Below are 26,073 nucleotides of genomic sequence, written 5' to 3'. Positions count from 1 at the left end.
CAACGTCTACTGCGGTTCACGACCGCCTTGATTTTTCGGCCATTGCAGCCGATATCCCGGGACCCGTTCGTGTGCGCATCGGGCTCCCATCAATCCCAAGCGAAGAGTATCATGAGCGACGAGAACAAGCCGGGTGACGAGCCCATCGAGGACGCAGCATCCGAGCACGGCGACGTGACGCCGGAACAGCTCAAGGCGATGGTCGCCGCTTTGCAGGGCGAGATCGACAACAAGACTGCTGAAGTCGCGGCCAAGCAGGACGCCTATCTGCGCGCCGTCGCCGAAACCGAGAACGTGCGCCGCCGCCTCGAAAAGGAAAAAGAGGAAACGGCGAAATACGCGATCTCGAAGTTCGCGAAAGATATTCTGACGGTCGGCGACAACTTCCAGCGCGCCATCGCCGCTGTGCCGAAGGACGCCCTCGAAGGCGATCCGGCGCTATCGGCGCTGCTCGACGGCGTCGTTCTCGCCGAACGCGACTATCGCAGCGCCCTCGAACGCCACGGCATCGTCGTCGACGATCCCGTCGGCCAGCCGTTCAATCCCCATCATCATCAGGCGGTGATGGAGCAGGAGAACCCTGACGTCCCGAGCGGCACCGTGCTGCAGGTTTTCCAGGTCGGCTACCTGATCGAAGACCGCTGCCTCCGCCCGGCGATGGTCGTCGTCTCCAAGGGCGGTCCGAAGGTCGCAAAACAGGACGTCAACGAACCACCTCCTGCGGCTTGACCGCTGCTGTGACGACGTTGCGCAGAGCCGCCGTCAGACGAAGTTCGAGGGAATTCGTACTCTTGAAGCGCCGTTTCGGATCAAATTATTCCTGACGAAATGGCCCAAAATCGAACGTGTTTGAGGAAAAAGGTTTGTGCTGGTAATCCGCGACCCGGTGGCTTTAAAGTTGATGTGCGGTTGCGCGGGTGAACCGTTGCACGCGAAAAACAGCACCTTATATAACCGTCGGTCACACCATTGAAATCCTGGGGACCGGTGCTTTGAGCCCCTCGTGGGCGGGCACGTTGGATGCCAAACAAGGGTCCACCCGGTCTGCCGCAACTCAGAAGGATTGACGAGAATGTCTAAAGTAATCGGTATTGACCTCGGCACGACCAACTCGTGCGTCGCGGTCATGGAGGGCGGAAAGCCGAAGGTTCTGGAGAATTCCGAGGGCGCGAACACGACGCCGTCCATCGTTGCATTTACGTCCGACGACGAACGTCTCGTCGGCTTGCCGGCCAAGCGCCAGGCTGTGACGAACCCCACCAACACCTTCTTCGCCATCAAGCGTTTGATCGGCCGCCGCTTCGACGACCCGGAGGTCCAGAAGGACGTTAAGCTGGTCCCGTTCAATATCGTTAAAGGCACGAACGGCGACGCCTGGGTCGAAAGCCACGGCAAGCAGTATTCCCCGCAGCAGATCTCTGCGTTCATCCTTCAGAAGATGAAGGAAACCGCCGAAGCCAAGCTCGGCGAGAAAGTCACGCAGGCCGTCATCACCGTTCCGGCATACTTCAACGACGCTCAGCGCCAGGCGACCAAGGACGCTGGCAAGATCGCCGGTCTTGAAGTGCTGCGCATCATCAACGAGCCGACGGCAGCCGCGCTCGCTTACGGTCTCGACAAGAAGAAAGAAGCCAAGACGATCGCGGTCTACGACCTCGGCGGCGGCACGTTCGACGTGTCGATCCTCGAAATCGGCGACGGCGTCTTCGAAGTGAAGTCGACGAACGGCGACACGCATCTCGGCGGCGAAGACTTCGACATGGTTCTGGTCAGCTACCTCGCTGACGAGTTCAAGAAGGAGCAGGGCATCGATCTCCGCTCCGACAAGCTGGCTCTGCAGCGTCTGAAGGAAGCCGCTGAAAAGGCCAAGATCGAACTGTCGAGCGCTCCGCAGACCGAGATCAACCTGCCGTTCATCACGGCCGACGCGTCGGGTCCGAAGCATCTGACGATGAAGCTGACGCGCGCCAAGCTCGAAAGCCTCGTCGAAACGCTGATCAATCGTACGAAAGGTCCTTGCGAAAAGGCCCTGAAGGACGCTGGCCTGAAGGCTGCCGAGATCGACGAAGTCGTTCTCGTCGGCGGCATGACGCGCATGCCCAAGGTCCAGGAAGTCGTGAAGCAGCTGTTCGGCAAGGAGCCGCACAAGGGCGTCAACCCCGATGAAGTCGTGGCCGTCGGCGCCGCGATCCAGGGCGGCGTCCTGAAGGGCGAAGTCAAGGACGTGCTGCTGCTCGACGTGACCCCGCTGTCGCTCGGCATCGAGACGCTTGGCGGCGTGTTCACGCGCCTGATCGACCGCAACACGACGATCCCGACCAAGAAGGGTCAGACGTTCTCGACGGCGGAAGACGGCCAGAACGCCGTGACGATCCGCGTGTTCCAGGGCGAACGCGAGATGGCTGCCGACAACAAGATGCTCGGCCAGTTCGATCTTCTCGGCATCCCGCCCGCTCCGCGCGGCGTACCGCAGATTGAAGTGACGTTCGACATCGACGCCAACGGCATCGTCCATGTGTCTGCGAAGGACAAGGCGACCGGCAAAGAGCAGTCGATCCGCATCCAGGCATCGGGCGGTCTGTCCGACGCCGACATCGACAAGATGGTCAAGGACGCGGAAGCCCACGCAGCCGAAGACAAGCAGCGGCGCGAGCTCGTCGAGCTTCGCAACCAGGCCGAAGCGCTCGTCCACGGCACCGAAAAGTCGCTCAGCGAAAACGAGTCGATCCCGGCTGTCGCTGCGATCAAGGGTGACGTCGAAAGCGCCATCGCTGCCACCAAGACCGCGATTGCTGGCGAAGACGCCGAGGCGATCCGCTCCGCAACCACGGCTCTGACGCAGGTTGCGATGAAGATCGGCGAAGCCGTCTACACCGCCAAGGGCGGCGCGGCCGGCGTCGAAGGCGAGGAGCCGTCTGCTGAGAAGGCCGCCGGCGGCGAAGATGTCGTCGACGCGGATTTCGAAGAAGTCAAAGACGATAAGAAGAAATCGGCTTAACGGCCGATCGACGTCTCATCGCCCTCGACACGCTGCGGAAATCCCTGCATAGGGTGCCGCTGATGGGTCGAGGGCGAAAGAATATAACGCGGATATTCTGACGGGCGTACAGCCGGCCCCTTTTTGCAAACAGGTCACAGAACAACAAAACCATGGCCAAGCGGGACTACTATGAGGTTCTGGGCGTCAAACGCGGCGCCACGGAACAAGAGGTTAAATCCGCGTATCGTAGTCTCGCGAAGGAATTCCATCCCGACCGCAACGCCGGCGACAAGGAAGCCGAGCGCCGTTTCAAGGAAGTCAACGAAGCCTACGAGGCGTTGAAGGATCCGCAAAAGCGCGCCGCCTACGACCAGTTCGGCCATGCGGCGTTTGAAGGCGGAATGGGCGGTCGCGGCGGACCGGGCGGATTTGGACCCGACTTCGCCTCCTCGATGTCCGACATTTTCGATGACCTCTTCGGCGAGTTCATGGGCGGACGGCGCGGTGGCGGCGGCCAAGGCCGTGGCGGGCGCTCCGGCCGCGAAGCCGGCGCCGATCTCCGCTACAATCTCGAAATCACCCTCAGCGAAGCCTTTGGCGGCAAGACCGCGCAGATCCGCGTCCCGGCCAGCGTCAAATGCGAGACCTGCTCCGGCAGCGGCGCGAAACCCGGTACCAAGCCGCGCACGTGCACGACCTGCGGCGGCATGGGAAAAGTCCGCGCAAGCCAGGGCTTCTTCACGATCGAGCGCACCTGCCCGGCCTGTCAGGGCCGCGGTGAAACGATCGACGATCCGTGTGCGGATTGCGGTGGCGCCGGTCGCGTACAGAAAGAGCGCACGCTTTCCGTCAACATTCCGGCGGGCGTCGAGGACGGCACCCGCATCCGTTTGGCGGGCGAAGGCGAAGCCGGACTTCGCGGCGGCACGCCCGGCGATCTCTACATTTTCCTGTCCATCAAGCCGCACGAGTTCTTCCAGCGCGACGGCGCCGACATCTTCTGCAAGGTGCCGATCTCGATGACGACGGCGGCGCTCGGCGGACAGATCGAAGTCCCGACGCTTGAAGGCACGACGACGCGGGTCAAAATTCCGGAAGGCACCGAAAGCCGCAAGCAATTCCGTCTGCGCGGCAAGGGTATGCCGGTGCTTCGCGCCAAGGTTACCGGCGACATGTACATCGAGGTCGATGTCGAGACGCCGAAAAACCTGACGCGCCGGCAGCGCGAGCTGCTCGAAGAATTCGAACGCGCGAGCCACAAGGAAACGAGCCCCGAAAGCGCCGGTTTCTTCTCCCGCGTTAAGGAATTTTTCGAGGGCAAGAGCGGTTGATCTTAGCGGCACGCTCTTCAGCCGCGCGCCCGGTCCTATTCCCTAATCCACAATCCATCGGTACGGTCCGGCGCAATCCGCCGCCAATCCCACACGGACAGTTCTTTCTCCATGACAGCATCGACGAAGTCGGACCCTCGCTTGCTCTTCTTCGCGGGCAGCGCTCGCAAGAATTCGCACAACAAACGCCTGGCGCGTCTCGCTGCTCAAATCGCTGAAGCAAACAGCATTCCGTCGACGTTCGCCGACCTCGCCGATTATCCGATGCCGCTCTACGACGGCGATTTCGAAGTGACCTCGGGTCAGCCCGAGAACGCCCATAAGCTGAAAAATCTGATGAAAGCCCACACGGGCATCTTCATCCTCAGCCCCGAGTACAACGCTTCCTTCACGCCGCTGCTGAAAAACGCCATCGACTGGATCAGCCACATTCGCGACGAAGGCGAAGCCCCGATGGAAGTCTATCGCACGCGGGTGTTCGCGATCGGCTCGGCGTCGCCCGGCGGCATGGGCGGCTTGCGCGGCCTCTCGCAGCTTCGTCTGGTTTTGGAAACTGGCATCGGTGCGCTGGTGCTGCCCGATCAGTTCTTGCTCCCGCGCGCCGTCGACGCCTATGACGAGCACGGACACTTGAAAAACAAGGACCAGCAGGAGCAACTGAAGACGGTCATTCAGAAGCTCGCTCGCGCCGCCCGCGTTTTGCACGGATAAGCCGATGACGGACGCCAAAGACAAACTCATCGTCGCCCTCGACCTGCCCTCCTACGACGAGGCGCGTGCGCTGGTAAATCGTCTTGGCGACACGGTGTCGTTCTACAAGATCGGGCTCGAGCTTCTGTTTTCCGATGGCCTGTCGCTCGCGAGTGAGCTGAAGCAGGAAGGCAAGCGCGTCTTCCTGGATCTGAAATTTCTCGACATTGGCAACACCGTCGAGCGCGCCGTCTCTTCAGCCGCGGCACTCGGCGTCGACTTCATCACCGTTCACGGTCCCGATACGAAAACGCTGAAAGCCGCCGTGCGCGGACGCGGCGACTCTCAGCTGAAAATTCTCGCCGTGACTGTGCTGACGAGCCTCGATCAAACCGACCTCGACGAACAGGGCATTCCGCTAACGCCAGGAGCCCTCGTGCTGAGCCGTGCCCGCATCGCCCACAACGCCGGCGTCGATGGCGTCATCGCGTCCGGACAGGAAGCCGCCGCCGTCCGCGCCAAGACCTCGCCGAGCTTCCTCATCGTCACGCCCGGCATTCGCCTCCCCGGTGGCGAGACTGGCGATCAGGCGCGCATCACGACGCCGGACGAGGCGATCCGCGACGGCGCCAACCACATCGTCGTCGGCCGCCCGATCAACGCCGCGAAAGATCCCAAGGCTGCCGCTGAAGCCTTCCTGGCTCGCATCGCAAGCGCCTGATCGCGCGCGCATAGCACGCACCTCGCCACATCCTCGCCAAGCTCTCACCACGCCCTGCGCACAGTCGCGATTTACCAAGCATTAACCGTCTGTGGGGCTAGGCTAAGCGCTAGTCCGGGGAACAGGTCACGCGGGGTTCACGGCAGATGTTGTGGCGTACGATGAAGCGGGCAAACTGGCTCGCTGCAGTTTTGTTTTTGCTGGGTGCGCTCCCTGCGTTTCACGCCGCGCGCGCCGAGGAACAAGCCGCCGCCAAACCGCTTCCCGCCACGACCGAAGCCGCGCTCCTGATGAAAGACATCGTGCCGGAAGCCCCGGTCTACATCCGCGTCTTCAAGGAAGAGTCGGAACTTGAAGTCTGGAAGGCGCGTCCGAACGGCCGCTACGCGCTCGTGAAAACATTCCCGATCTGCAACTGGGGCGGAACGCTTGGCCCGAAGCAGACGCAGGGCGACCGCATGTCGCCTGAAGGTTTTTACGCGGCAACACCCGGCGGCATGAAGCCCGACAGCAAATACCATCTCGCTTTCAACATCGGCTATCCGAATGCGCTCGACCGCGCGCTCGGACGAACCGGCGCTTACATTATGGTGCACGGCGACTGCCGCAGCGTCGGCTGCTTCGCCATGTCGGACAAGCTGATCGAAGAAATCTACGCGTTCGTGCGCGATGCGTTGGCGGCTGGCGAACCATCCGTTCCAGTCCACGTGTTCCCGTTCCGCATGACCGCTTCGAACATCAAGCGCCATGCCGACAATCCCGCACGCACGACCTGGGCTCCACTGAAGCAGGCCTACGACGATTTTGCCGAGACTCGGGAACCGCCGAAGGTAGGCATGTGCTCCAAGCGCTATGTCGTCAATTCGCTGACGCCGGTCGGCATGGACCCGAACGCCGCCTGCCCGACCTTGATCGGCAAGCGCCTCGCGCCGTTGTCGCCGCGCATGTCCAAGCGCCTCGCCAAGAACGATCCGAGCCTCGAAGCCCAGGGCAAGAAAATGAAATCGGCCGAGGCTTCATCGAGCATCGGCGGCTTTTTCACGAGCTTGAGCTGGGGCTCGACGACGGCAACCATCAGCCGCCCGCCCCGCCAGAGCAGCGACGCCAGCCTCGGCGCCGTGCAGCCGCTCCTCAATCCTTGAGCCGCTGCGGTTTTCCGTCTTTCTGCTCACGGGTTGCCGAAGCCGCCTCGCACCGGCTATGCCACGGCGTTCGAACATCACAGCAGGAAGACCGCAATGCCGAAGGGATACGTCATCGCCCACGCCACCGTAACCGACCCTGAAAAGTGGGCGGCTTACGTCGCGAAATCGAAAATCGCGCTCGACAAGTACGAGGGCAAGCCGATCGTGCGCGGCGGCCGCCACGAGATCGTCGAAGGCAACGGCACCGCACGCAACGTCGTCCTCGAATTCCCGAGCTACGAGCACGCCCACGGCTACGCGACGTCACCGGAATACGCCGAAGCCAAAGCGCTCCGCCAGGGCGCCGGCACGCTCGACATCACCGTCGTCGAAGGCGTCTGATCTTTTCCGGTCATCCGAAGCCGATCGCATCGGATGACCACTTCACGCGAGGCTCCTGCGATGCCGCACTTTCCTTCGGGCGATGGCCGTCCGCCGTGGCGCGCGCTCGTGCTGACGCTGTTCCCGGACGCGTTCCCGGGCCCGCTCGGAGTTTCGCTCGCGGGCCAGGCGCGCGACGCCGGCATCTGGTCGCTCGACACACTCCAGATCCGCGATTTCGGCCTCGGCAAGCATCGTCAGGTTGACGATACGCCCGCAGGCGGCGGGGCCGGAATGGTGCTGCGCGCCGACGTTCTCGGCCCGGCGCTCGATCACGCGTCAACGCTCTCGCCCGATGCGCCGCTGATTTATCTGTCGCCGCGCGGCACGCCACTGACACAGAGCCTGGCCCGCAGTCTGGCCGACGGTCCAGGCGTGACACTGCTCGCTGGACGCTTCGAAGGCATCGACGAGCGCGTCATCGCCGCCAAGGGGCTGAAGGAAGTCTCGATCGGCGACTACGTGCTCGCGGGCGGCGAGGTCGCGGCCATGGTCCTGATCGAAGCCTGCGTCCGCCTGCTGCCGGGCGTTCTCGGCGCCAGCGAAAGCCTCGCCAGCGAAAGCTTCGAGACCGGCCTGCTCGAATATCCCCAGTTCACGAAGCCGCGCGACTGGCAGGGCCGTGCCATCCCGGACATTCTGCTTTCCGGCGATCACAAGAAAATCGAGGCGTGGCGGCGGGAACAATCCGAGAAATTGACGGCCGACCGGCGGCCCGATCTGCTACACCCACCGCACCAAAAGCGCTCCTAAAGCACGCCATCAAACCTTCGCCTTTGCATGGTCAGGATTTTCCTGGACAAATGCGTCCAGGGGAAAGATTCGGGGCGCCCGTCGCGGCATATGCGGCGGGTCGCGCGAAAGTGCTTCCGGAAAAGTGGGAACCGGTTTTCCGATAAGAAGCACGACAAAACAAAGAGCTAAACGCCGGTGCGTGCGTGACCGATCGGGACGGGGCAATGGGGAACTTCAAGAGCATTCTGTTCGGCACGGTTGCGGCTTTGGTGATGATCCAGCCGGCTTTTGCGGAGCCAGCGCCGAGCGAAACTCCGGCACAGACAGCGCCTGCATCTGCACAGTCCGAAGCAACGCCCCAAACGCAAGCGACGCCCGAAGCCACTTCACCCCCCGATGCCGTCGCGCCGGCGGCAGCCGCCGACGATCCGGTCCTCGGCGTCGCGCGCTCGAAGCTCGCCGCTGCGAAGGCGTCCGACGAAGAGCGCGAGAAAATGGATCAGACGGCGCTTACCGAATTTTACGCGGCGCGCCACGGCGACGGCCTTTGGGTGACCGCATCCGGCCTGAAGCCCGAAACCAAAGCCCTCATCACCGAAATCGAAAACGCCAACGCCTACGGTCTCGACGCCAGCGCTTTCAAACTTCCGATGCTCGAAAACGGCGCGCTGACCGCGACCGACACCGACACGCTGGCCGATGCCGAAATCCAGTACTCGACAGCAGCCCTGCAATACGCACGCTTCGCGCGTGGCGGACGCATTCCCGACCCCGCCGAAATGCTGACCACCGAATTCGACCGCCGTCCGCAGTGGATCGACCCCGCAACCGTGATCAAGGCTCTGGCGGACTCGCACGAACCCGATGCTTACCTCCGCAGCCTGCATCCGCAACAGCCGCAGTTCGAAAAGCTGCGCCAGCTCTACGTGACGATGCTGCCCGCCGACGGCAACCTCGCCAAGCTCAGCCCCGCCGCCAAGCGTCTTCGCGCCAACATGGAGATGTGGCGCTGGATGTGGCCCGACATGGGCGACTTCTACGTGCTGAACAACATCCCGGAGTTCATGCAGTACGTTTACAAGGACGGCGAAATCATTCGCTCCGCCAAAATCGTTGCGGGCGAAGTCGACAAGAAGTCGACGATTTTCTCGCGGCCTTTGAAATACGTCGTACTGCGCCCGGCATGGCGCGTGCCGGAAAGCATCATGGTCAACGAGCTGTGGCCGAGCCTCATTCGCGGCGGCGGGCTCATGCGCCAGTATGGCCTTCAGCTCCAGACCAAGGACGGACGCCGCGTCGACTGGCGCCAGTACGATTGGTCGTCGACCGACATTCGCAATTTCATCGTGCTCCAGCCGCCCGGCCCGAAAAGCGTCCTCGGCCGCGTGAAGTTTTCGTTCCCGAGCCAGCACACGATCTTCATGCACGACACGCCCGACAAATGGATGTTCCGTCCCGCCCAGCGCACGCTGAGCCACGGTTGCCTGCGCGTGCAAAACCCTATGCAGCTCGCCGAAATGGTCTTGAAGGAAGACAAGGGCTGGGATGCCGCCAAGATCGCCGAGCTCGATCGCTCGGGTCCCCTCAACAACGAGGTTCCGATCTCGAAGGAAATCCCGATCCACCTCGTCTATTTCACCGCCTGGGTCACGGACGACGGCAAACTGAAAACCTTCAACGACGTCTACGGCCACGAAAAGCGCGTGACGCTGGCGCTCGACGGACAATGGTCGAAAATCAAGAAGGGCCGCAATCACCTCGCGCCGGTCGAGCCGAGCTTCAATCCGGGAGCAGTCGCCTCCAAGTCTCGCGGCCGCGACAGCGCCACCCGGCGTTCCGCGCAATCGAACGCAACACTCGGTGACATCATCGGCAGCGCCTTCGGGCTCTGAGGCTGAGGCTGGAAACGTCGCGTTAAGTCTTGCGCGACAAACCATCGGAGCGCCCCTTTCCGCTCGACAACGGGGCACTCTTCGAGTATCAGCGGGCCAACAAGACTTCCCCTCAAACGGGTGGCCCATCAGGGGCTTGCATGACCGGCTCGGTCGAAATACCGCCAGCCGATCCTCTGCGTCATCAAAAAACGAAACGGAATCAACAAGATGAATATTATCCAACAGCTCGAACGCGAGCAGATGGACGCCGTCCTTTCCAAGCGTGGCATCCCTGAATTCGGCCCCGGCGACACCGTTAAGGTGTTGGTCAAGGTCATCGAATCCGCCGAAACCGACCCGAAAGACAAGAAGAAAAAGGTCGAGAAAGAGCCGACCGTCCGCTTCCAGGCGTATGAAGGCGTCGTGATCGCCCGCTCGGGTGCCGGCCTCAACGAGAACTTCACGGTTCGCAAGATTTCTTACGGCGAAGGCGTCGAGCGCGTTTTCCCGGTCTACTCGCCCTACATCGCCGAGATCGAAGTCCTCCGCCGCGGCAAGGTCCGCCGCGCGAAGCTCTATTATCTCCGCGGCCGCCGCGGCAAAGCCGCCCGCATCTTCGAGCGCACGGACGCGCGCGCACGCCGCCTCAACGCGGCTTGGAAGGGCTTCAAGAAGCCGAAGGGCGAGGCCGATGATCTGACCCGCATCAACGGCATCGACGTCGACCTGCAGAACCGCCTGAAGCATCTCAACTGCTACAAGATCGAACAGATCGCCAACCTGTCGGACGAAGACATCGCCAACATCGATGAGACGCTGAACCTCAAGGGCGCCATCGAGAAGCAGGATTGGATCGGCCAGGCGCAGCGCCTCGTCGCTGAACTCACGGCCGCTGAAGTTCCGGCTGAGGAAGCCAAGGAATAAGTCGACGGATCTGAAATCGACGTCCAAGGATAAAGCGCCGGATCTCGTATCCGGCGTTTTCTTTTTGCGCGCTTGGGCAACGCAGGACTGCGATAGCCAAAAGAAAAGCGGCGGCCGATGAAGCCGCCGCGTCTCAGTCTTTCATAGCGGCCATTACTGACCCGAAAGCACGAACTCGACACGCCGGTTGAGACGGCGGCCTTCCGCCGTTTCATTGTTGGCGACCGGATCGTCCTCACCCTTGCCGACAGCCGTCAGCTTCGACGCTTCGACACCGGCGTCCGTCAGGAAATCGACGATCTTCTTCGCGCGAAGCTCGGACAGCATCTGATTGCCCTCCGATGAGCCGACGCTGTCCGTAAATCCGCGAACCTCGACGACGACGCCGGCACAAGCCTTCAGCGCCGTGGCGAGGGCCGACAACGCGGTGCGGCTCGCCGGAGCGATGGCAGCACTGTCCTCGTTGAAGCGCAGCGTCGCGGCCTTGGCATTCGTTGCAACCGTTTCGCGGCATGCTTCCCCTGCGGGTGCTGCTGCTTCAGATGCAGCCGGCGCAGCGGCGGCGTTGTAGTCGGGATTCATTTTCGCAGGTTCCGCCCAGGCCGGATTGCTCGGAGCTGCGCTGCCTCCGTAATAGTCTGTCGTGGCCTTGCCACCGGTCGGAGGCGGTGCGGCGTCTTCCTCGGCCGGAGATGCAGCAGCAGCAGGAGCTTCCGTTGCCGCTGGCTGAGCCGCTTCCGCAGGCGCCGCTGGCTCGCTCGAATAGTCCGGGTTCATCTTGGCCGGAGCGGCCCACGCCGGATCCTGCGGTGATGGCGAGCCGCCGTAATAATCCGTTGTCGCTGTCCCGCCCGTCGGCGGCGGAGACGTATCCTCGGCCGTCTGCGTTGCAGCCGGTTCGCCGGATGCTTCGCTTTCCGATGGCGCTGACTGAGCAGCGTCATCCGACGCGGCGGGCGCCTCCGATGCGTTCGCCGAGTAGTCGGGATTGAACGTCGCTTCAGCCGCCCACGCCGGGTTTTCAGGCGCCGCGCTGTCGCCGTAGAAATCGGTCGTTGCCTGACCACCGGTCGCCGGCGGCGCGGAGTCGTCCTGCGCAAGCGTGATCGTCGCGCGGGTCGAGCCCGAACTGAACTGAACAGCGCCGTCCCGCATCAGCTGCGGCAATGAACTCGGAGCGGAATGCACGCGGGTAGCGTCACGAGCGCTCAGCATCTCGACCGTCGTCGTCGCATGCCCTATATTTACGCTCGCGAATTGAAACATCAGCCCGACGCAAGAGACCCCTCCAAGGAGAGGCGCACGGAATTGCAACATGGGTTTTCCTCCTGTGCTTGCGGCGCCCTTGGCAAAGGCGCTCTTTTATAGCGGGATAGTTTGGCACTAAATTGCAGTCACAGCCATATAAGTTCCAGTCCGGAGCAACATGTCGAACGTTGAAGTAAACAGAAGCGCGACGCGCGACGGCAAAATCCCGCTGCACGATGCGGAAGCTTTTGCTGCAATGCGCAAAGCCGGACGCCTTGCCGCTGAAGCGTTGGATATGCTCGTCCCCGTCGTGCAGCCGGGCGTCACGACGGCTGAGATCGACGATCTGGTGCTCGCCTTCGCCCTCGATCATGGCGCGCTGCCGGCGACACTCAACTATCGTGGATATCGCTACGCGACCTGCACCTCGATCAATCACGTCGTCTGCCACGGCATGCCTAACGACAAGCCGCTGCGCATCGGCGACATCATCAACATCGACGTCACGTTGATCGTCGACGGCTGGCACGGCGACACCAGCCGGATGTATTCCGTTGGTGAAGTCTCGCGCCGTGCCCAACGCTTGATGGACGTGACGTATGAATCTCTGGTGCGCGGCATCGCGGCGGTGAAGCCCGGCAACACGACCGGCGACATCGGCGCAGCCATCCAGACCTTCGCCGAAGCCGAGCGCTGCAGCGTCGTTCGCGACTTCTGCGGCCACGGACTTGGGCGCGTCTTCCACGATCGCCCGAATATCCTGCACTACGGCGAACCGGGCGAAGGCGTGATCCTGGAGCCGGGCATGCTGTTCACGATCGAGCCGATGATCAATCTCGGCAAGCCGCACGTCAAAATTCTCGCCGACGGCTGGACCGCGGTCACGCGGGATCGCGAGTTGTCCGCACAGTTCGAGCACACGGTCGGCGTCACCGAAACGGGCTGCGAAATCTTCACCGCGTCGCCCGCCGGTTACGACCTGCCGCCTTACAAGTTGCCCGCCGCCGCCTGACGGACAGAGCCGATGTCGCACTCCAACGGGTCCGGCGACGATAAGGCAAGTGCCGCGGAGCAGGGCGCGCTGTTCGCCGCCGCGCTCAAACCGAAGAAAGCCGTCGACGACAAGGCCGGACATCGCGGGCGCTTGCGCGAGCGTTTCACGAACGGCGGCGCCGATGCGGTGCCCGACTATGAGCTGCTCGAGATGATCTTGTTTCGGGCGTTCCCGCGTATCGACACGAAGCCGATCGCGAAACGCCTGCTCGCCCGCTTTGGGTCGTTTGCGGAGGTCGTCTCCGCCCCGCCGGACCGCCTGAAAGAGATCGAAGGCGTCGGCGACCGCGCCGTCCAGGAACTGAAGCTGATCAAGACGGCGGCGGAACGCCTGACCAGAGGCGAGATCAAATCGCGCCCGGCGCTGTCATCCTGGAGCGGCGTCCTCGATTATCTCCGCCTCGCGCAGGGCTTCGAAGACCGCGAGTATTTTCGCATTCTCTTCCTCGACAAGAAGAACGCGCTGATCGCCGACGAAGTCCAGGGGCGCGGAACCGTCGACCACACGCCCGTCTATGTCCGCGAAGTCGTGAAGCGGGCGCTTGAACTGTCCGCGACCGCGATCATCCTTGTCCACAACCATCCCACTACCCCCTCTTTGATCACGCTGGATCACGCACAAGCACATTGAAACACTGACGAAATAGCGATTTCTGGGTATTGCGTAGTGGGGGCGGTTTTGGCAAATTGGGGGCTGTAAAAGGGGTAGAAAACGGCCTTCCGCTCCCAGCTAGCGATCCCTGCTTCTCCTCGACCGCTCCCAGTTCCGGAAAGGAGGAAAACGCTATGCCCGCCCTAACCGATACCGCGATCCGACATGCGCTGAAGCGCGTCGAGATCAGTCGCAAGCAGGAGAACCTCGCCGATGGCGAAGGGCGCGGTACGGGCCGTCTCGTCCTTGTTCTCAAGCCCATGCCGAAACGTGTCACCGCTGACTGGATGGCTCAGCAATGGCGGGACGGCAAACGCACCAAGAAGAAGATCGGCGCCTATCCCTCAATGTCGCTCGCGCAAGCCCGCGAAATCTACAAGCGCGACTTCGCAGACGTCATCCAGAAGAGGCGTAGCATCAAGATCGCCACCGACACTCGCCCCGGCACCGTCGCCGATCTGCTCGAGGGCTATGTCGCCGCGCTCAAGGATGCGGGCAAGCCATCCTGGAAGGAAACGGAAAAAGGCCTCAACAAGATCGCCGACACGCTCGGACGTAACCGCCTCGCCCGCGAGATCGAGGCCGAGGAAATTATCGAGCTGATCCGTCCGATCTACGAGCGCGGCGCAAAGTCGATGGCCGACCATGTGCGCTCATACCTCCATGCGGCCTTTAGTTGGGGCATGAAGTCCGACAACGACTATCGGCAGCAATCCTCTCGTCGCTTCCGGCTTCCTTTCAATCCGGCGACGGGCATCCCGACTGAACCCAAGGTCAAAGGCACTCGCTGGCTCGACGAAGACGAGTTCGTGCAGCTCTATCGCTGGCTAGAGTGCCCCGACACGCCGGTTCACCCCTCCTATCCGCGCGCTGTGCAGCTTATTTTGCTGACCGGCCAGCGCGTCGAGGAGATCGCGCGGCTCCATGTCGATCAGTGGGACGCCAAAGAGCGTATCATCGACTGGTCCAAGACCAAGAACGAGCAGCCTCACGCCGTCCCCGTGCCTCTGCTCGCCGCCGAGTTGATCGAGTCGATCAAGCCGAACGAATACGGCTGGTTCTTCCCCTCGGCCAAAGACCCGAAGCAGCCCGTCAGCCACGGCACGCTCTATAGCTTCGTCTGGCGCCAGCGGGACCGCGGCGTGATCCCTTATGCGACGAACCGCGATCTCCGCCGCACCTTCAAAACGCTGGCCGGCAAGGCGGGCGTGCCGAAGGAAATCCGCGATCGCCTCCAGAACCATGCGCTACAGGACGTCAGCTCCAAGCACTACGATCGCTGGCACTACATGGTCGAGAAGCGCGCCGGCATGGCGAAATGGGACAAATTCGTTCGCGCCATGCTGGCGAAGAAGCGTCTGAAGGCGGCCGCATGAGCCGCCCTCCAGCCAAACCGACGCCCCACCGCGCCAAGGCCGCGAAAACGGCCGCCGAGATCGACGCGCAAAGCTATACTGCCTTCGTCGGTGACTTGAAGCAGAAGATCACCGAGGCGCGCTATCGCGCCAGCCTATCGGTCAATCGTGAACTGATTCTGCTCTACTGGGGCATCGGCCGTGATATCCTGGCCCGGCAGGAGCGTGAGGGTTGGGGCGCCAAGGTCATCGACCGCTTGGCTGAGGATCTCCGCCGGGCTTTCCCTGAAATGACCGGCCTCTCGGCTCGAAACCTGAAATATATGCGCGCTTTGGCCGACGCCTGGCCGGACAGCGAATTTGTGCAACGGGTCATTGCACAATTACCCTGGGGCCATAACATCAGCCTGCTCGATAGCGTCAAGGCGACCGAGGAACGCGCATGGTACGCTCGACAGGCCATTGAACATGGCTGGAGCCGTCCGGTCCTCGTCCACCAGATCGAGAGCAATCTGTTCGCCCGCCAAGGCAGCGCGCTCACCAACTTCTCGCGAACCCTTCCTGCCCAACAGTCCGAGCTTGCCCAGCAGCTCCTCAAAGACCCTTACACATTCGACTTCCTCGCGCTCGGCCCCGACATGTTGGAACGCGACCTCGAACGCGGGCTGATCGAGCATCTGCGCTCGCTCATCCTCGAACTCGGCAAGGGCTTCGCCTTCGTCGGCAGCCAATACCATCTCGAGATCGGCGGGCAGGATTACTATCTCGACCTGCTTTTCTATCACCTTCGGCTGCGGTGCTTCGTCGTGATCGAGCTGAAGATCGAGGACTTCAAGCCTGAATTCGCGGGCAAGATGAACTTTTACCTCTCTGCCGTCGACGACCAGCTTCGGCATAGGGACGATCAGCCGACCATCGGCATCATTCTGTGCAAAGGCCGCAACGAAGTGATCGTCGAATACGCCCTGCGCGACGGCAGCAAGCCGATGGGCGTGGCCCAGTACCGTCTGTCACCCGCGCTACCGCCTCAGCTCCAGCATGAATTGCCGACCGTCGAAGAATTCGCACGCGAATTCCCGCTGATGTCAGTGGTCAAGCTCCGCATCGAGATCGAGCGCGCCCTCCGCGACCTCGCCGCAGCGAGAGGTGTCGTCGTCAATCGCCCAGTCGGCATCATGAACATGCTGCGTGACCTCGAGCGGCAGGGGCTGGCGCCGGCCAGCACCGAGCAGATGCTTGGCTCCTTGCGCGTGATGAACGAAGCCTCACACGGCGTGGACGTCGACACCGACGTAGCGAAGCGGGCGGTGGAGATCGGCACGGTCTTCTTGGCCGAGCTCAGGGCAATAGACACTGATGACTGATGCCCTGAACGAGGAGGCGATTGAGCGTCACAAACGGGAACTGATCGAGCAAGCCGCGACCCTCTATGCCGTCCAGAAGGTTTATGGCGACCAAGCCAAGGCCAAATCGATGGCCGTCTACGGGCGGCTGATCGATGCCCATTTGCTCGTGACGGGCGTCCTCGCCAGCGGCCTGTTGCGTATCAACGGCACCGTTGTCGAAGGTGACCGGACCGCTTTCGAGCGTGACGCCCTGTTCGCCGCCTTCGTGATCGGGATGGCCCCTTGTGAGACAGCGCTCGCAGAGGCCCGCTACCTGCAAGCGCACGCGATGCTGCGCCAGGAACTTGAGATACTCGCTCAGCTCAAGGCAGTTCGTGCAAACCGGCGAAAACTCAATGGCGCCCCCAATATCGCCGCCCTGGAACAATCACTCGCCCGACTCTACGGCGGGCTGTCGGCCGCCGCCCACGTTTCCCAACATGACGTCGTGCAGAGCGCGACAGAATGGGACGGCGAGATGGATGGCCTCCCCGGGCCAACGAACCTGACGCGCTACTTTCCGGAGACCGATGAAGGTCTCGCCCGACGGTCCTACGCGCTGCACATCTACATGGTCGTGCGCCTGATCGAAGAGCTCAGCATCGACCTCGCTACCCGATATGACAACGCGCGCTTCACCGAGAACGAAACCGAGGCCCTCGGCCTCGCTATTGATCTGATGGTCGCGGAGGGAATGCTCGAACTCGTCGATCCCTCCCTCCGCGAAATGCAGACTAGCGCCGTTCCAACCGGCGGTAAAAGCGCTTCTGGTTGTTGGCTGGATCAACATATGTGAAGCAGTCTGCCAGCGCATCGATGCTCTGCAGCACACCCAGCAAGGCATAAGCGTTGAAGGGAGTACCTGCGCCGGTCTCGTAGTGGCTGACGAAATTGCCAACGATCGATGGCACATGATGGTTTTGGAGATCGGTGATCTGCTGAGGCGTCAGCACACACCGATTGGCCGCATGATAAAGCTTCACTGCCTCGCCGATCGCGTCGATGTAGGTCGAGAGCGTCCGCTTGTCGCCACGGGTGGCATAGTCCGGTGGAACCGGGACCTCCAGCTTGGCGATGATCTGTCCCAGCTTGTATTCGAGATACTGCCGCAGAAACGGCGCACCAATATCGATCTGGCCAGCATTCAGATGCTGCAACGCCTGCGCCTTGAGACGATCAGCCTCTTGAGCCGATACCATGAGCCGCCCCTTCGGAGGCATGCCCTGCAACTTCTGGTGATGCCAATCCGCGGTGCCGTTCAGCTTGTCGAAGTATTTCTCCAGGCTGGTGTCATGGCTCAAGAAAATGAACTGCAGCCCGTCCGGCACTGCGCCATAGCGTAGCAACGTCCGCACCGCGTCCATCAACGCGAACTGGTGACCCGCGTCAAAGCTGGACGTCACGTCGTCAAGTACCATGAAGCGCGGAACGCCGCTGTGCTTGGTCGCAGCCGCCAGGAAAATCGCGGCTGCCACGGCATTCCGATAGCTTTCCGAGAGGAGAGCCCGGGCGCTGAGGTCCTGAAGGCCGAAGAAGTCCGCGAGCTTCAGATCAACGTTCTCGCTGTTCTGCGCCCGGCTCAGGGTCGGCTTCACATCAGGCCCGCCGCGCACGAACCGACCAAACAGATCCTGGCAAGCGGTCTGAATCTCGGCAATCCGCTCGTTAGCCAGCGCGGCCTCGGCGTCGGCGAAGCTCCGCCCGGCACGCGTGATGAACGTCTTCCAACGATTCAGAACTTTGAGCTTGTCCTGTTTCGCCTTGAGCGCTGGGGCACCGCTCTCGTATTCCAGCACGGCATCGCGGAACTGCTTTGCGAAACTGAGGATGCGGGTCACCTGCACCAATGACGGCGGCAACCGCGCCTGCAATGCGTCAGCCTCTCCCTGCACCCGAGCAAGAGTCTCGCCGCGCTGCGTTTCAAGAACCCCGAGACGCGCCTTGATGCCCTCCAGGTCGGAGGTCGCCACATCGCCCTTCTTGGCCGCCAAATCGAACGCGACGTGCAGTCGATCGCCCGTTGCGATCGCCATGGCCGCCGCCTCTTCAACCTGGCGGAGCTTCGCGATCCCAGGCGCCGTGGCGACATCCTTGACAAGTTCGGCGCCTAGCTGGGCGGCGGCATCGTATTTAGCGATCTTGCCTTCCAGCCGCGGCTTTAGGGGGGCACTGCCTTTCGCCTCGCAAACTGGACATTGATTCGGGTCGTGCCAATCGGCGCCGGACACCACAGCCAGCGCATCGCGCAAAAGGGCATGCAATGCTTCCGCGCCGACGCTGCGCACCGCTTCGTCTCTCCTTCCGGCCAGCTCAAGCAGCCGATCAAGGTCAGCCAGTTCCTCCACCGTGACTTCTAGCCCCGATAACGACGTGACCGAGGTGGTCAGCGCATCCAGCGTTTTGCGCGCTTCCCCGCCTTCCTCCTTCTCGATCGCCAGCTCCGCGGCGTCGAAATCGAGGTCCATGACCGAGGCCTCGCCGATCAATGGCTTGAGCAAGGCGATGGCGGACAAGGCGGTTGTCACCGCCGCCTTCAAATCGGAAAGTTTATCGACGGCGGCGCCTCCCGCCCCGGCGACCTCGTCGTGGGCGGCGATGACACGCCGCTCGATCGCGCTCAACGCGCGCGCCCCTGTGGTCACCTCAGCATCGAGCGCGGAGAGCCCCAGATCACCGTTGATGTTTTGCGTTCGCTTGGCGCCGTCGAAGGCCTGGCGCAGGCGCGAATATCGGCTCAGTCCCACGAGCGATGCGAAAGATCGCCCGCGCTCCAAGGCGGAGATGTCGATCAGCTTCGCGAACCGATTATAGTCAACGAGGACAAAATCCTCCTGCAGACTTGCCAGAAATTGCTGCGGATCAGCATGACCGCTGGGAGAAGTCACAAGGCGCGCGCCGTTGGCGGACCGCACCACCTTGATCGCCACATCCGGCGACCCGTCATCGCTGGCGAATATCAGGTCGACCGTCGCCTGCTGCCCGGGATGGAAGCGATTGACGATATAGCTGTCGCCCTGCTCGGCTTCCTGGAGCGCCTTCAGGCGCGGAACGATGCCGTGGATCGCGAAACAGACGGCTTCGAATATTGAACTTTTACCGACCCCGTTCGGCGCATGGACCGAGTTGACGGCGTCGGATTTGAATTTGAGGACGAGCGGGTCGCCGTCATTGTTGATCCCGCGAAAGCCCTCGATCGATAAGCTGCCTAGGAAATACCGCGTCATGCCTTGTCCTCGCCTGTTGGGTTGGACAGACCATTAAGTGCAGCCAGTACCGCCTTGTGAAACTCGCCGATCGTTGCTCGGCTTGGCGCGGTGTCACCTCCCGAATCCAGGAGATGCATATTGTCTAAGAGGATCTTCGCGCAGTCAGGATCGATTTGCTCGGCCTCAGCCTGAAACAAGGCCAGATTTTCCTCGAAAGTATTTTCCAGCTTAAACTTCATATGCCCCCCGGCTTCCGCCAAATGCACATTTATTCGATTTCAGCGCGCGCCCAACAGCTTGATGATCAAACGATTGCTTCCCATTATGGAGGCGTCGCCACCCCCTCATTGTCGCCCTTGCGAAGCTTGCGCCACGCCGGAAGGATGAACGGCTGGCCGTGATCGATCGGCACACGCATGGTGGTCTCGCCATACTCACCCGGCGGACCCAGCGCCACGACCTGACGGCTTTGATACGAGCAAGGCTCGTCTGCCGGCGCGACCGTGTAGCGCTCCGGCAATCTCCTCAAGACAGAGGTCTGATAGATCCAGATGTCGTTGCCCTTGAGAAGAACGATGAGCTGTCGGATACGCCGGCGAACCGCGATCTCCGTAGCTGGGGGAATGTCCACGAGAATATCGCGTTGCGACCAGGACAAGCCGACGAGGATATCGAACAGTTCCTGCGCATAGGCACCCGTTTCCTCATCAAGCGTCGTCTCGATGATGCAGGCCACGTCGTGTGAGCGAGCTGCCTCGGTATAGAGCGCGCCTTCATCCGTGGTCGCTCGGGCGATATCATAGTCGTTGCGGGCTATGAGCCGGTCTTCATCCTCCATCAGCGCGGAGAAGACATCCGGCGCACTTCCCGTCGGCGCCGTCTCCAAAGGCTCCGAGACGAGGATGACCCGCTCGCGGTGAACTTGCAGCGCTTTTGCCAGCCGATCGGCCGTTGTTACTGCAATCGGCGCATTCTCATTTTCGATCATGCGAAGCATTCGAACGCTGACCCCGATTTCATTCGCCATTTCCTTTTGGGTCGACAGTCTCTCAAGTTGCTCCCTCAAGGCTTTCACAACCTTCCCGTTCGGCACGACCTTCTTCATCTCAGCCTCATTCCGCGTTTTCGATGATCCAAATCTACACGGAGACGCCACGCAGCGTGAGGCAGCCGACCGGAATCGGAGCGGCACACGAGCGGCGAACCGGCAGACTAAGCGATTCAACGTGCGGTGCCCTTGACTAGGCATTTATGACCGGCCATTTATGCCCGGTCAAGGAGGCCTATCATGCTTCGCTACAATCCGGAGAAATTCGCTTCGCTGTCGGAGTCCGACATCGGTCAGCGCATTTGGTCGTTTCTCACGCGGCCTGCCATTATCGCTCGCCTTGAGACAGCCTCAGAGCTCGGAAAGCCCGCCGTCGAAGGCATTGAAGAACAACTTCTGGAGGAGTTCCGCGAAGACGTCCTGATTGACCGCGTTAAGCAGATGGTCGGCCACATGGTCAGGCAGATATTAGAGCAGCGCGATTGGGTTCTCGACCAAAGCGACGTGAAGGTTCAGTCGGTGCCCTTCAGCAAGGCGGCACGGTACAGGCGGCCCGACTGGATCACCTTCCATGCCTTTCGCAATAGGAAGGACCACCGCGATGTTGTCATCACCGACCGACGCCAGAACGCGCCACTGCCGAAGGACGCTCGCTGGACCTTCTACGCTACCTTTGCGAGCCCCCTGAAGGCGGCTATCGCGTTCGGCGTCAATGATACCCCCAAGCTTCGCCGACAAGTGCAGACCCACGGTTTTCACCGCGTCCACATCCCGCGAATGCTGCGCCGCGCTTAATCGAGAAGGTATGAGCGCATGGTGCAATTCAACGACTGGTGTGACGGAGCCGATACTCCACTCGGCAACCACCACCTCCACATCAAGACCGGCCGCGCCGTCGATCGCCCGACAGGCGTCCAGCTGACCGCCACAGCGGTGCCTGGTCACTATGCGGCCGAAGAGCGAGTCGCCCGCGCATTACGTCGCCTCGGCAGGCCGGGGGCTGCCGACCTAGTCACAGGGTTGTTGCCTCAGACAAAGCAGATCCGTTCCGGCGATCTCGGTGAAATCTACGCGACCGAATGGATCGACGCACATAGCGGCTATCGCGTGCCGATCAAACGTCTGCGGTGGAAAGATCATCGCAACATGGCAATGCGAGGAGACGATGTCATCGGCATGATCCTTGACCAGGCCACTCAACGGCTCCGTTTTCTCAAGACTGAGGCCAAGAGCCGTGCCTGTCTCCGCGCGCAGACCCTTACGGAGGCGCGCGCTGGTCTGGACAAAGACAATGGACGGCCTTCATCGCACGCGCTGTCATTCATATCAGCGCGCCTGCTTGAACTCGCGAACGAGCCCCTGGCAGACGCAATCGACGACGCACTGGTGCGTCACGGCATCCCGTTGGCGAGTGTCCAGCATCTATTGTTCACGTTCTCGGGCAACTCGCCGCAGGCGTTGCTGACGCAGTCGCTTCAAGCCTATCCCGGGCAGATCAACCAGTGGGGCGTTGGTCTCCACGTCGACGGCCATGCGGCCTTCGTCGGCGCTGTCTATGATCGTGTGATCGCGAATGCCAACCAACCCTGACGCCATTTCAGCGGCCATTACCGAGGCGGCCGCAGCCGGTTTTCGAGGCAGGCTCATCGCGCAAGGCCAAGCCCGCGCCATGATTTGGCGAGGCGGCGTCCTTCCACCCGACGCGCCGCAATTCTCGCCGCAACTCAGCTACGATCTTCACAGCTACGCCTACGGACTACTTGGCCTTGGCCTGCGAATGCTGGAGATGAATGGCGATCCCGCCCAGGCCCGGGTCGCCTTTGTACAGGCGGCAACCGCCCTAGAGTCCGTCATGGCCAAAGGTAATCGCGGCGAGTCGGATCGGGACTTCCATTTCGTGATGGCAGCCGCCAGCTACCATCTCGCTCAGCTTTCGGCGCGGGCCTATTCGCTCCTCGCAATCGTCGTAAACGAGGAGAACTTCTCGCCGCTTGAAAGGACTCTGGCGCTGCTGATGCGCAGGAACATCACCACCTTGCGTACACTTGTGCATGATTATCGTCTGAACGGCGAAGGATCTGACGCACGGATCACCGGCTTGTTTCAGGCGCGGATCGCTGAAGAAAACAATGAACCGGCTGACCAAGAAGCTCCTGAACGCAATGGTCATGACTTCCTTTGGGAAGGCCTAGACATCGCCCTCACCGACAACTTCTTCGGCGCTATCTCGATCTTCCTTTTGGCGCTCGACCGGGGCGAACGTGCCTTGGTCGATCAGGCGATCGGACGCCTACGGGAAAGCCTCGCCATCTGTGCAGAGCTCAACCTGCTTCCGCAATGGTGGGCTCATCGCATCGCGATCCATCTTCTGTCCGATCTCTGGTCCAATACGTTTCATGAAAAGATCCCCTTGATTCCCACAGGCGGTGCCGCTGCCGACTGGCTCGGCTTGCGATCACTTTTCATCGCCTCTCTTGGCGCCCGGCCAAAGGCTGAAATCGACCTCTGGCCATCGCAGATCGAGGCGGCGGCTCGCGCCGTCAATCAGTCCGATAATCTCGTCGTCTCACTGCCGACCAGCGCCGGCAAAACACGTGTCGCGGAGCTATGCATTCTTCGGTGCCTTGCAGGGGGCCGGAGGGTCATGTTTGTGACACCGCTAAGGGCTCTCTCAGCCCAGACGGAAGCGAACCTCCAACGTACCTTTGAGCCACTCGGTAAGACAATTTCGGCCCTTTATGGGAGCATCGGCGTCTCCGGCTTCGATGAAGACGCTATTCGGGAACGCGACATCGTGGTCGCCACACCGGAGAAGATCGATTTCGCGCTTCGCAATGATCCTTCACTGCTCGACGATGTCGGTCTTCTGATTTTCGACGAGGGCCATATGATCGGCCCAGGCGAACGTGAAGTTCGTTACGAAGTCCAAATTCAGCGCTTGCTTCGCCGACCTGACGCCGATCAGCGTCGGATCGTGTGCCTCTCGGCAATCCTCCCAGATGGAGATCAGCTGGAGGATTTCTCCGCATGGCTGCGCCGCGATCAGGCTGGCGGGCCTGTCAAAAACGATTGGCGCCCAACGCGTCTCCGTTTCGGAGAAGTCAGTTGGAATAGCCCGAATGCACGCCTGAACCTCCGTGTCGACGGCGAACGCCCGTTCGTGCCTCGGTTCTTTACTGGCTTCATTCCGCAGCTTTTCGTCAAACCAAAAAGGAAGCGAACGAAGATATTCCCCTGCGACCAACGAGAGCTTTGCCTCGCCACGGCTTGGCGCCTGGTCGAAGACCGGCAAACGGTTCTCATCTATTGCCCGCAACGCCGGAGCGTGGAGCCATACGCCGAGGTCATCGTCGATTTGCACGAACGCGGCGCGCTGCCGTCGCTCCTAGAAGTGGACCCTGCGGTGCTCCAGACGGCCATCGCTTTGGGAGAGGAATGGCTAGGCCCAAATAGCGATATTTTGAAATGCCTCCGGCTCGGCGTTGCGCTCCATCACGGCGCTCTGCCCACCGCCTACCGGAAGGAAGTCGAGCGTCTCCTTCGCGACGGCATCCTCAAAGTCACGATCTCGTCGCCGACCCTTGCCCAAGGGCTGAACCTGTCGGCCACCGCTGTCGTCATGCACTCGCTTTATCGCAACGGCGAGATGATCAAGGTCTCGGAGTTCAAGAATGTCGTTGGGCGCGCCGGCCGAGCCTATATCGACGTCGAAGGCCTTGTCCTTTTCCCGATCTTCGAGGATCGACGGAGCAAAAAACATAACGAATGGGTCCAGCTAATTGGAGACCCGGGCGCGCGAGAGATGGAAAGCGGCCTGATCCAATTGCTCGCGGCCCTTCTCCTGCGCATGCACAAAATCGTCGGCGGCGACCTCAATCATCTGACGGAGTACGTCGTCAACAACGCGGCTGCTTGGAACTTTCCAGAGGTGCCGGGGGAAAAGCCTAAAGACCGGGATGACGCGCGGAAGCAATGGGAAACGCACCTCGCGACGCTCGACACCGCAATCCTCAGCCTCATTGGCGAAGAAGATGTGCCGGATGCCGACATCGAGGCGACGCTCGACGCGATCCTACAATCATCTTTATGGCAGCGACGGCTTCTGCGAACATCGAACGAAGCTCGCACCGCTTTTAAGTCCACGCTGCTGACCCGAAGTCGGTATATCTGGGCCAACTCCACCCCAGCGAAGCGCAAGGGCTACTTCCTTGCGGGCCTTGGCTTGGCAGCAGGCCAAGCTCTGGATGCCGTGGCACCGGAGGCCAATCAGTTGCTTGTTGAGGCGAACGGCGCTTTGCTCATTGGGGATAGCGATGTGGCGATCGCTGCGATCACCGGCATTGCCGAGCGTGTATTCCCTTTCCATCCCTTCTCGCCGGATCCGCTACCCGGCAATTGGCGGGACATTCTGCGCTTTTGGCTTCGCGGAGAGCCTCTGGCTGCCTTGGTCGCCAATGGCGATGGTGACGGCTTGCGGTTCATCGAAGATGGCCTTGTTTACCGGCTGCCGTGGGCCATGGAGGCGCTACGCGTTCGAGCGGCCGCAAATGGCGATGTCGTTGGCGGTCTCGGCGCGGTTGCCACGTTAGAAGATCATGAGCTTGGTCTAGCACTTTCGGCGGTCGAAACCGGCACCATGAACCGGTCGGCCTCGATCCTGATACAAGCTGGATTCAACTCGCGCCTCGCCGCTATCAAAGCCGTAAATGACACCGGGGCGACATTCGAGACCGGGCACGACTTGAGAATTTGGCTCCGCTCGCCTGAAGTGGCCGCTTTTGTCGACCAGCCGGACTGGCCAACGCCCGAAACACGAAGCCTTTGGCTCGATTTCGAGCAGGAGTTCGCTCCAGGCGCCAGCCAGACTTGGTCGGAGCGAACCTACTTGGCGAATGTAGACTGGACCACGTTGCCGCCGCCTCCAGGATCACCGGTTTCCCTGTATCACTGGAATGGCCAGCCTCTCGTCCTGTCCCCCGAAGGATTGTCACATGGCGTCCTCCCTTACACATTGAACGCAGGTCGCCGTGGGCTTCTACGGGCCACAGTCGCGGCACAAGGTGGACAACTCGATCTCGTCTATCTCGGCCCGGATGACCTTTGGAATGTGTAGGAGGGCGAATGATGAAGCCCTTCGCGTCCGCTGCGTTCACGCTGTTCGTCGAGACCCTCCGGTTCCGTGGCTGACGACAAGACTCGAAGACCGGCGTCGCCGAACTGCCTCCAGCTCCGAATCCCCGCCGTTTGGAAGTGAATGGCCCGCTAATGGGAAATGTGGCCGCAATCTGGGAGCCCGGGAGGGGAAA

The 26,073-nt window shown here is 61.6% G+C and carries 22 protein-coding genes; 18 read left to right on the top strand and 4 right to left on the bottom strand.

Translation table 11 applies throughout. The features are described from left to right. Nucleotides 1-111: 111 nt before the first annotated feature. The 10 genes from grpE (at nt 112) to rplS (ending at nt 10,820) form a co-directional block, all read left to right on the top strand. Nucleotides 112-729: a nucleotide exchange factor GrpE gene (gene grpE / locus HYPGJ_RS01590; protein ID WP_046845559.1), complete on the top strand. Its 618-nt coding sequence runs from the start codon at nt 112-114 to the stop codon at nt 727-729. Nucleotides 730-1,072: 343 nt separating this feature from the next. Further along, nucleotides 1,073-2,998 carry a molecular chaperone DnaK gene (gene dnaK / locus HYPGJ_RS01585; protein ID WP_046845558.1) on the top strand — a complete coding sequence of 642 codons (1,926 nt, stop codon included), beginning with the start codon at nt 1,073-1,075 and terminating at the stop codon, nt 2,996-2,998. A gap of 152 nt (nt 2,999-3,150) precedes the next feature. Next, nucleotides 3,151-4,311, top strand: coding sequence for a molecular chaperone DnaJ (gene dnaJ / locus HYPGJ_RS01580; protein WP_046845557.1), 1,161 nt, complete (start codon nt 3,151-3,153; stop codon nt 4,309-4,311). 111 nt (nt 4,312-4,422) lie between these two features. Continuing rightward, nucleotides 4,423-5,022, top strand: a complete 600-nt coding sequence (locus tag HYPGJ_RS01575; RefSeq protein ID WP_046845556.1) for an NAD(P)H-dependent oxidoreductase — start codon at nt 4,423-4,425, stop codon at nt 5,020-5,022. A 4-nt stretch (nt 5,023-5,026) separates the two neighbouring features. Then, nucleotides 5,027-5,722 (top strand): orotidine-5'-phosphate decarboxylase, encoded by a 696-nt coding sequence (pyrF, locus tag HYPGJ_RS01570; RefSeq protein WP_046845555.1) that lies wholly within the window; start codon nt 5,027-5,029, stop codon nt 5,720-5,722. Nucleotides 5,723-5,868: 146 nt separating this feature from the next. After that, nucleotides 5,869-6,864 carry a murein L,D-transpeptidase family protein gene (locus tag HYPGJ_RS01565; RefSeq protein ID WP_244465971.1) on the top strand — a complete coding sequence of 332 codons (996 nt, stop codon included), beginning with the start codon at nt 5,869-5,871 and terminating at the stop codon, nt 6,862-6,864. Nucleotides 6,865-6,960: 96 nt separating this feature from the next. Further along, nucleotides 6,961-7,248: a DUF1330 domain-containing protein gene (locus tag HYPGJ_RS01560; protein ID WP_013217331.1), complete on the top strand. Its 288-nt coding sequence runs from the start codon at nt 6,961-6,963 to the stop codon at nt 7,246-7,248. 60 nt (nt 7,249-7,308) lie between these two features. Beyond that, nucleotides 7,309-8,040, top strand: a complete 732-nt coding sequence (gene trmD, locus HYPGJ_RS01555; RefSeq protein WP_046845554.1) for a tRNA (guanosine(37)-N1)-methyltransferase TrmD — start codon at nt 7,309-7,311, stop codon at nt 8,038-8,040. Between the two features lie 206 nt (nt 8,041-8,246). Then, nucleotides 8,247-9,914, top strand: coding sequence for a L,D-transpeptidase family protein (locus tag HYPGJ_RS01550; protein ID WP_046845553.1), 1,668 nt, complete (start codon nt 8,247-8,249; stop codon nt 9,912-9,914). 210 nt (nt 9,915-10,124) lie between these two features. Continuing rightward, nucleotides 10,125-10,820, top strand: coding sequence for a 50S ribosomal protein L19 (rplS, locus tag HYPGJ_RS01545; protein WP_046845552.1), 696 nt, complete (start codon nt 10,125-10,127; stop codon nt 10,818-10,820). A gap of 153 nt (nt 10,821-10,973) precedes the next feature. On the opposite strand, the gene HYPGJ_RS01540 is transcribed toward rplS, so the two are convergent. Beyond that, the gene (locus tag HYPGJ_RS01540; RefSeq protein WP_046845551.1) at nt 10,974-12,137 is read right to left on the bottom strand and encodes an OmpA family protein; all 1,164 of its coding nucleotides are present in this window, start codon (nt 12,135-12,137) and stop codon (nt 10,974-10,976) included. Between the two features lie 109 nt (nt 12,138-12,246). On the opposite strand from HYPGJ_RS01540, the gene map reads away from it, so the two are divergent. The 5 genes from map to HYPGJ_RS01515 all read left to right on the top strand — a co-directional run bounded on the left by map (nt 12,247) and on the right by HYPGJ_RS01515 (nt 17,309). After that, nucleotides 12,247-13,080 (top strand): type I methionyl aminopeptidase, encoded by an 834-nt coding sequence (gene map / locus HYPGJ_RS01535; RefSeq protein ID WP_046845550.1) that lies wholly within the window; start codon nt 12,247-12,249, stop codon nt 13,078-13,080. 12 nt (nt 13,081-13,092) lie between these two features. Next, entirely contained in the window at nt 13,093-13,752 is a 660-nt protein-coding gene (gene radC / locus HYPGJ_RS01530) for a DNA repair protein RadC (RefSeq protein WP_052750750.1), read from the top strand. 155 nt (nt 13,753-13,907) lie between these two features. Further along, nucleotides 13,908-15,149, top strand: coding sequence for a site-specific integrase (locus HYPGJ_RS01525; RefSeq protein ID WP_046845549.1), 1,242 nt, complete (start codon nt 13,908-13,910; stop codon nt 15,147-15,149). A 95-nt stretch (nt 15,150-15,244) separates the two neighbouring features. Further along, nucleotides 15,245-16,492 carry a PDDEXK nuclease domain-containing protein gene (locus HYPGJ_RS01520; protein ID WP_244465970.1) on the top strand — a complete coding sequence of 416 codons (1,248 nt, stop codon included), beginning with the start codon at nt 15,245-15,247 and terminating at the stop codon, nt 16,490-16,492. Then, nucleotides 16,485-17,309 carry a hypothetical protein gene (locus HYPGJ_RS01515; protein ID WP_046845548.1) on the top strand — a complete coding sequence of 275 codons (825 nt, stop codon included), beginning with the start codon at nt 16,485-16,487 and terminating at the stop codon, nt 17,307-17,309. The genes HYPGJ_RS01520 and HYPGJ_RS01515 overlap by 8 nt, the downstream gene beginning before the upstream one ends. Here the strand turns inward: HYPGJ_RS01515 and HYPGJ_RS01510 are convergent. From HYPGJ_RS01510 to HYPGJ_RS01500, 3 genes are all read right to left on the bottom strand, one after another. Further along, nucleotides 17,248-19,737, bottom strand: a complete 2,490-nt coding sequence (locus tag HYPGJ_RS01510) for an AAA family ATPase (protein ID WP_046845547.1) — start codon at nt 19,735-19,737, stop codon at nt 17,248-17,250. The genes HYPGJ_RS01515 and HYPGJ_RS01510 overlap by 62 nt on opposite strands. After that, a complete protein-coding gene (locus HYPGJ_RS01505) occupies nt 19,734-19,958 on the bottom strand; it encodes a hypothetical protein (protein WP_046845546.1) in 225 nt (74 codons plus the stop codon). Before HYPGJ_RS01505 ends, HYPGJ_RS01510 begins: the two co-directional genes overlap by 4 nt. 83 nt (nt 19,959-20,041) lie before the next feature. Then, nucleotides 20,042-20,824 (bottom strand): helix-turn-helix transcriptional regulator, encoded by a 783-nt coding sequence (locus HYPGJ_RS01500; protein ID WP_046845545.1) that lies wholly within the window; start codon nt 20,822-20,824, stop codon nt 20,042-20,044. A 183-nt stretch (nt 20,825-21,007) separates the two neighbouring features. Here HYPGJ_RS01500 and HYPGJ_RS01495 point away from each other — a divergent pair, with 183 nt between their 5' ends. Genes HYPGJ_RS01495 through HYPGJ_RS01485 form a run of 3 tightly spaced genes read left to right on the top strand, consistent with a single transcriptional unit; the run spans nt 21,008 to nt 25,880 of the window. Then, nucleotides 21,008-21,562, top strand: a complete 555-nt coding sequence (locus HYPGJ_RS01495) for a hypothetical protein (protein WP_046845544.1) — start codon at nt 21,008-21,010, stop codon at nt 21,560-21,562. Between the two features lie 18 nt (nt 21,563-21,580). Then, on the top strand, nt 21,581-22,357 hold the full coding sequence (locus HYPGJ_RS01490; RefSeq protein WP_046845543.1) for a Hachiman antiphage defense system protein HamA: 777 nt from the start codon (nt 21,581-21,583) through the stop codon (nt 22,355-22,357). Next, nucleotides 22,341-25,880, top strand: coding sequence for a DEAD/DEAH box helicase (locus tag HYPGJ_RS01485; protein ID WP_046845542.1), 3,540 nt, complete (start codon nt 22,341-22,343; stop codon nt 25,878-25,880). Before HYPGJ_RS01490 ends, HYPGJ_RS01485 begins: the two co-directional genes overlap by 17 nt. Nucleotides 25,881-26,073: the final 193 nt, after the last annotated feature.

The sequence above is a fragment of the Hyphomicrobium sp. GJ21 genome, from assembly GCF_001006785.1.
GTDB lineage: Bacteria > Pseudomonadota > Alphaproteobacteria > Rhizobiales > Hyphomicrobiaceae > Hyphomicrobium_B.
The sequence above is the reverse complement of the archived record's forward strand: the minus strand, read 5'-3'. Positions and strand labels throughout refer to the sequence as shown.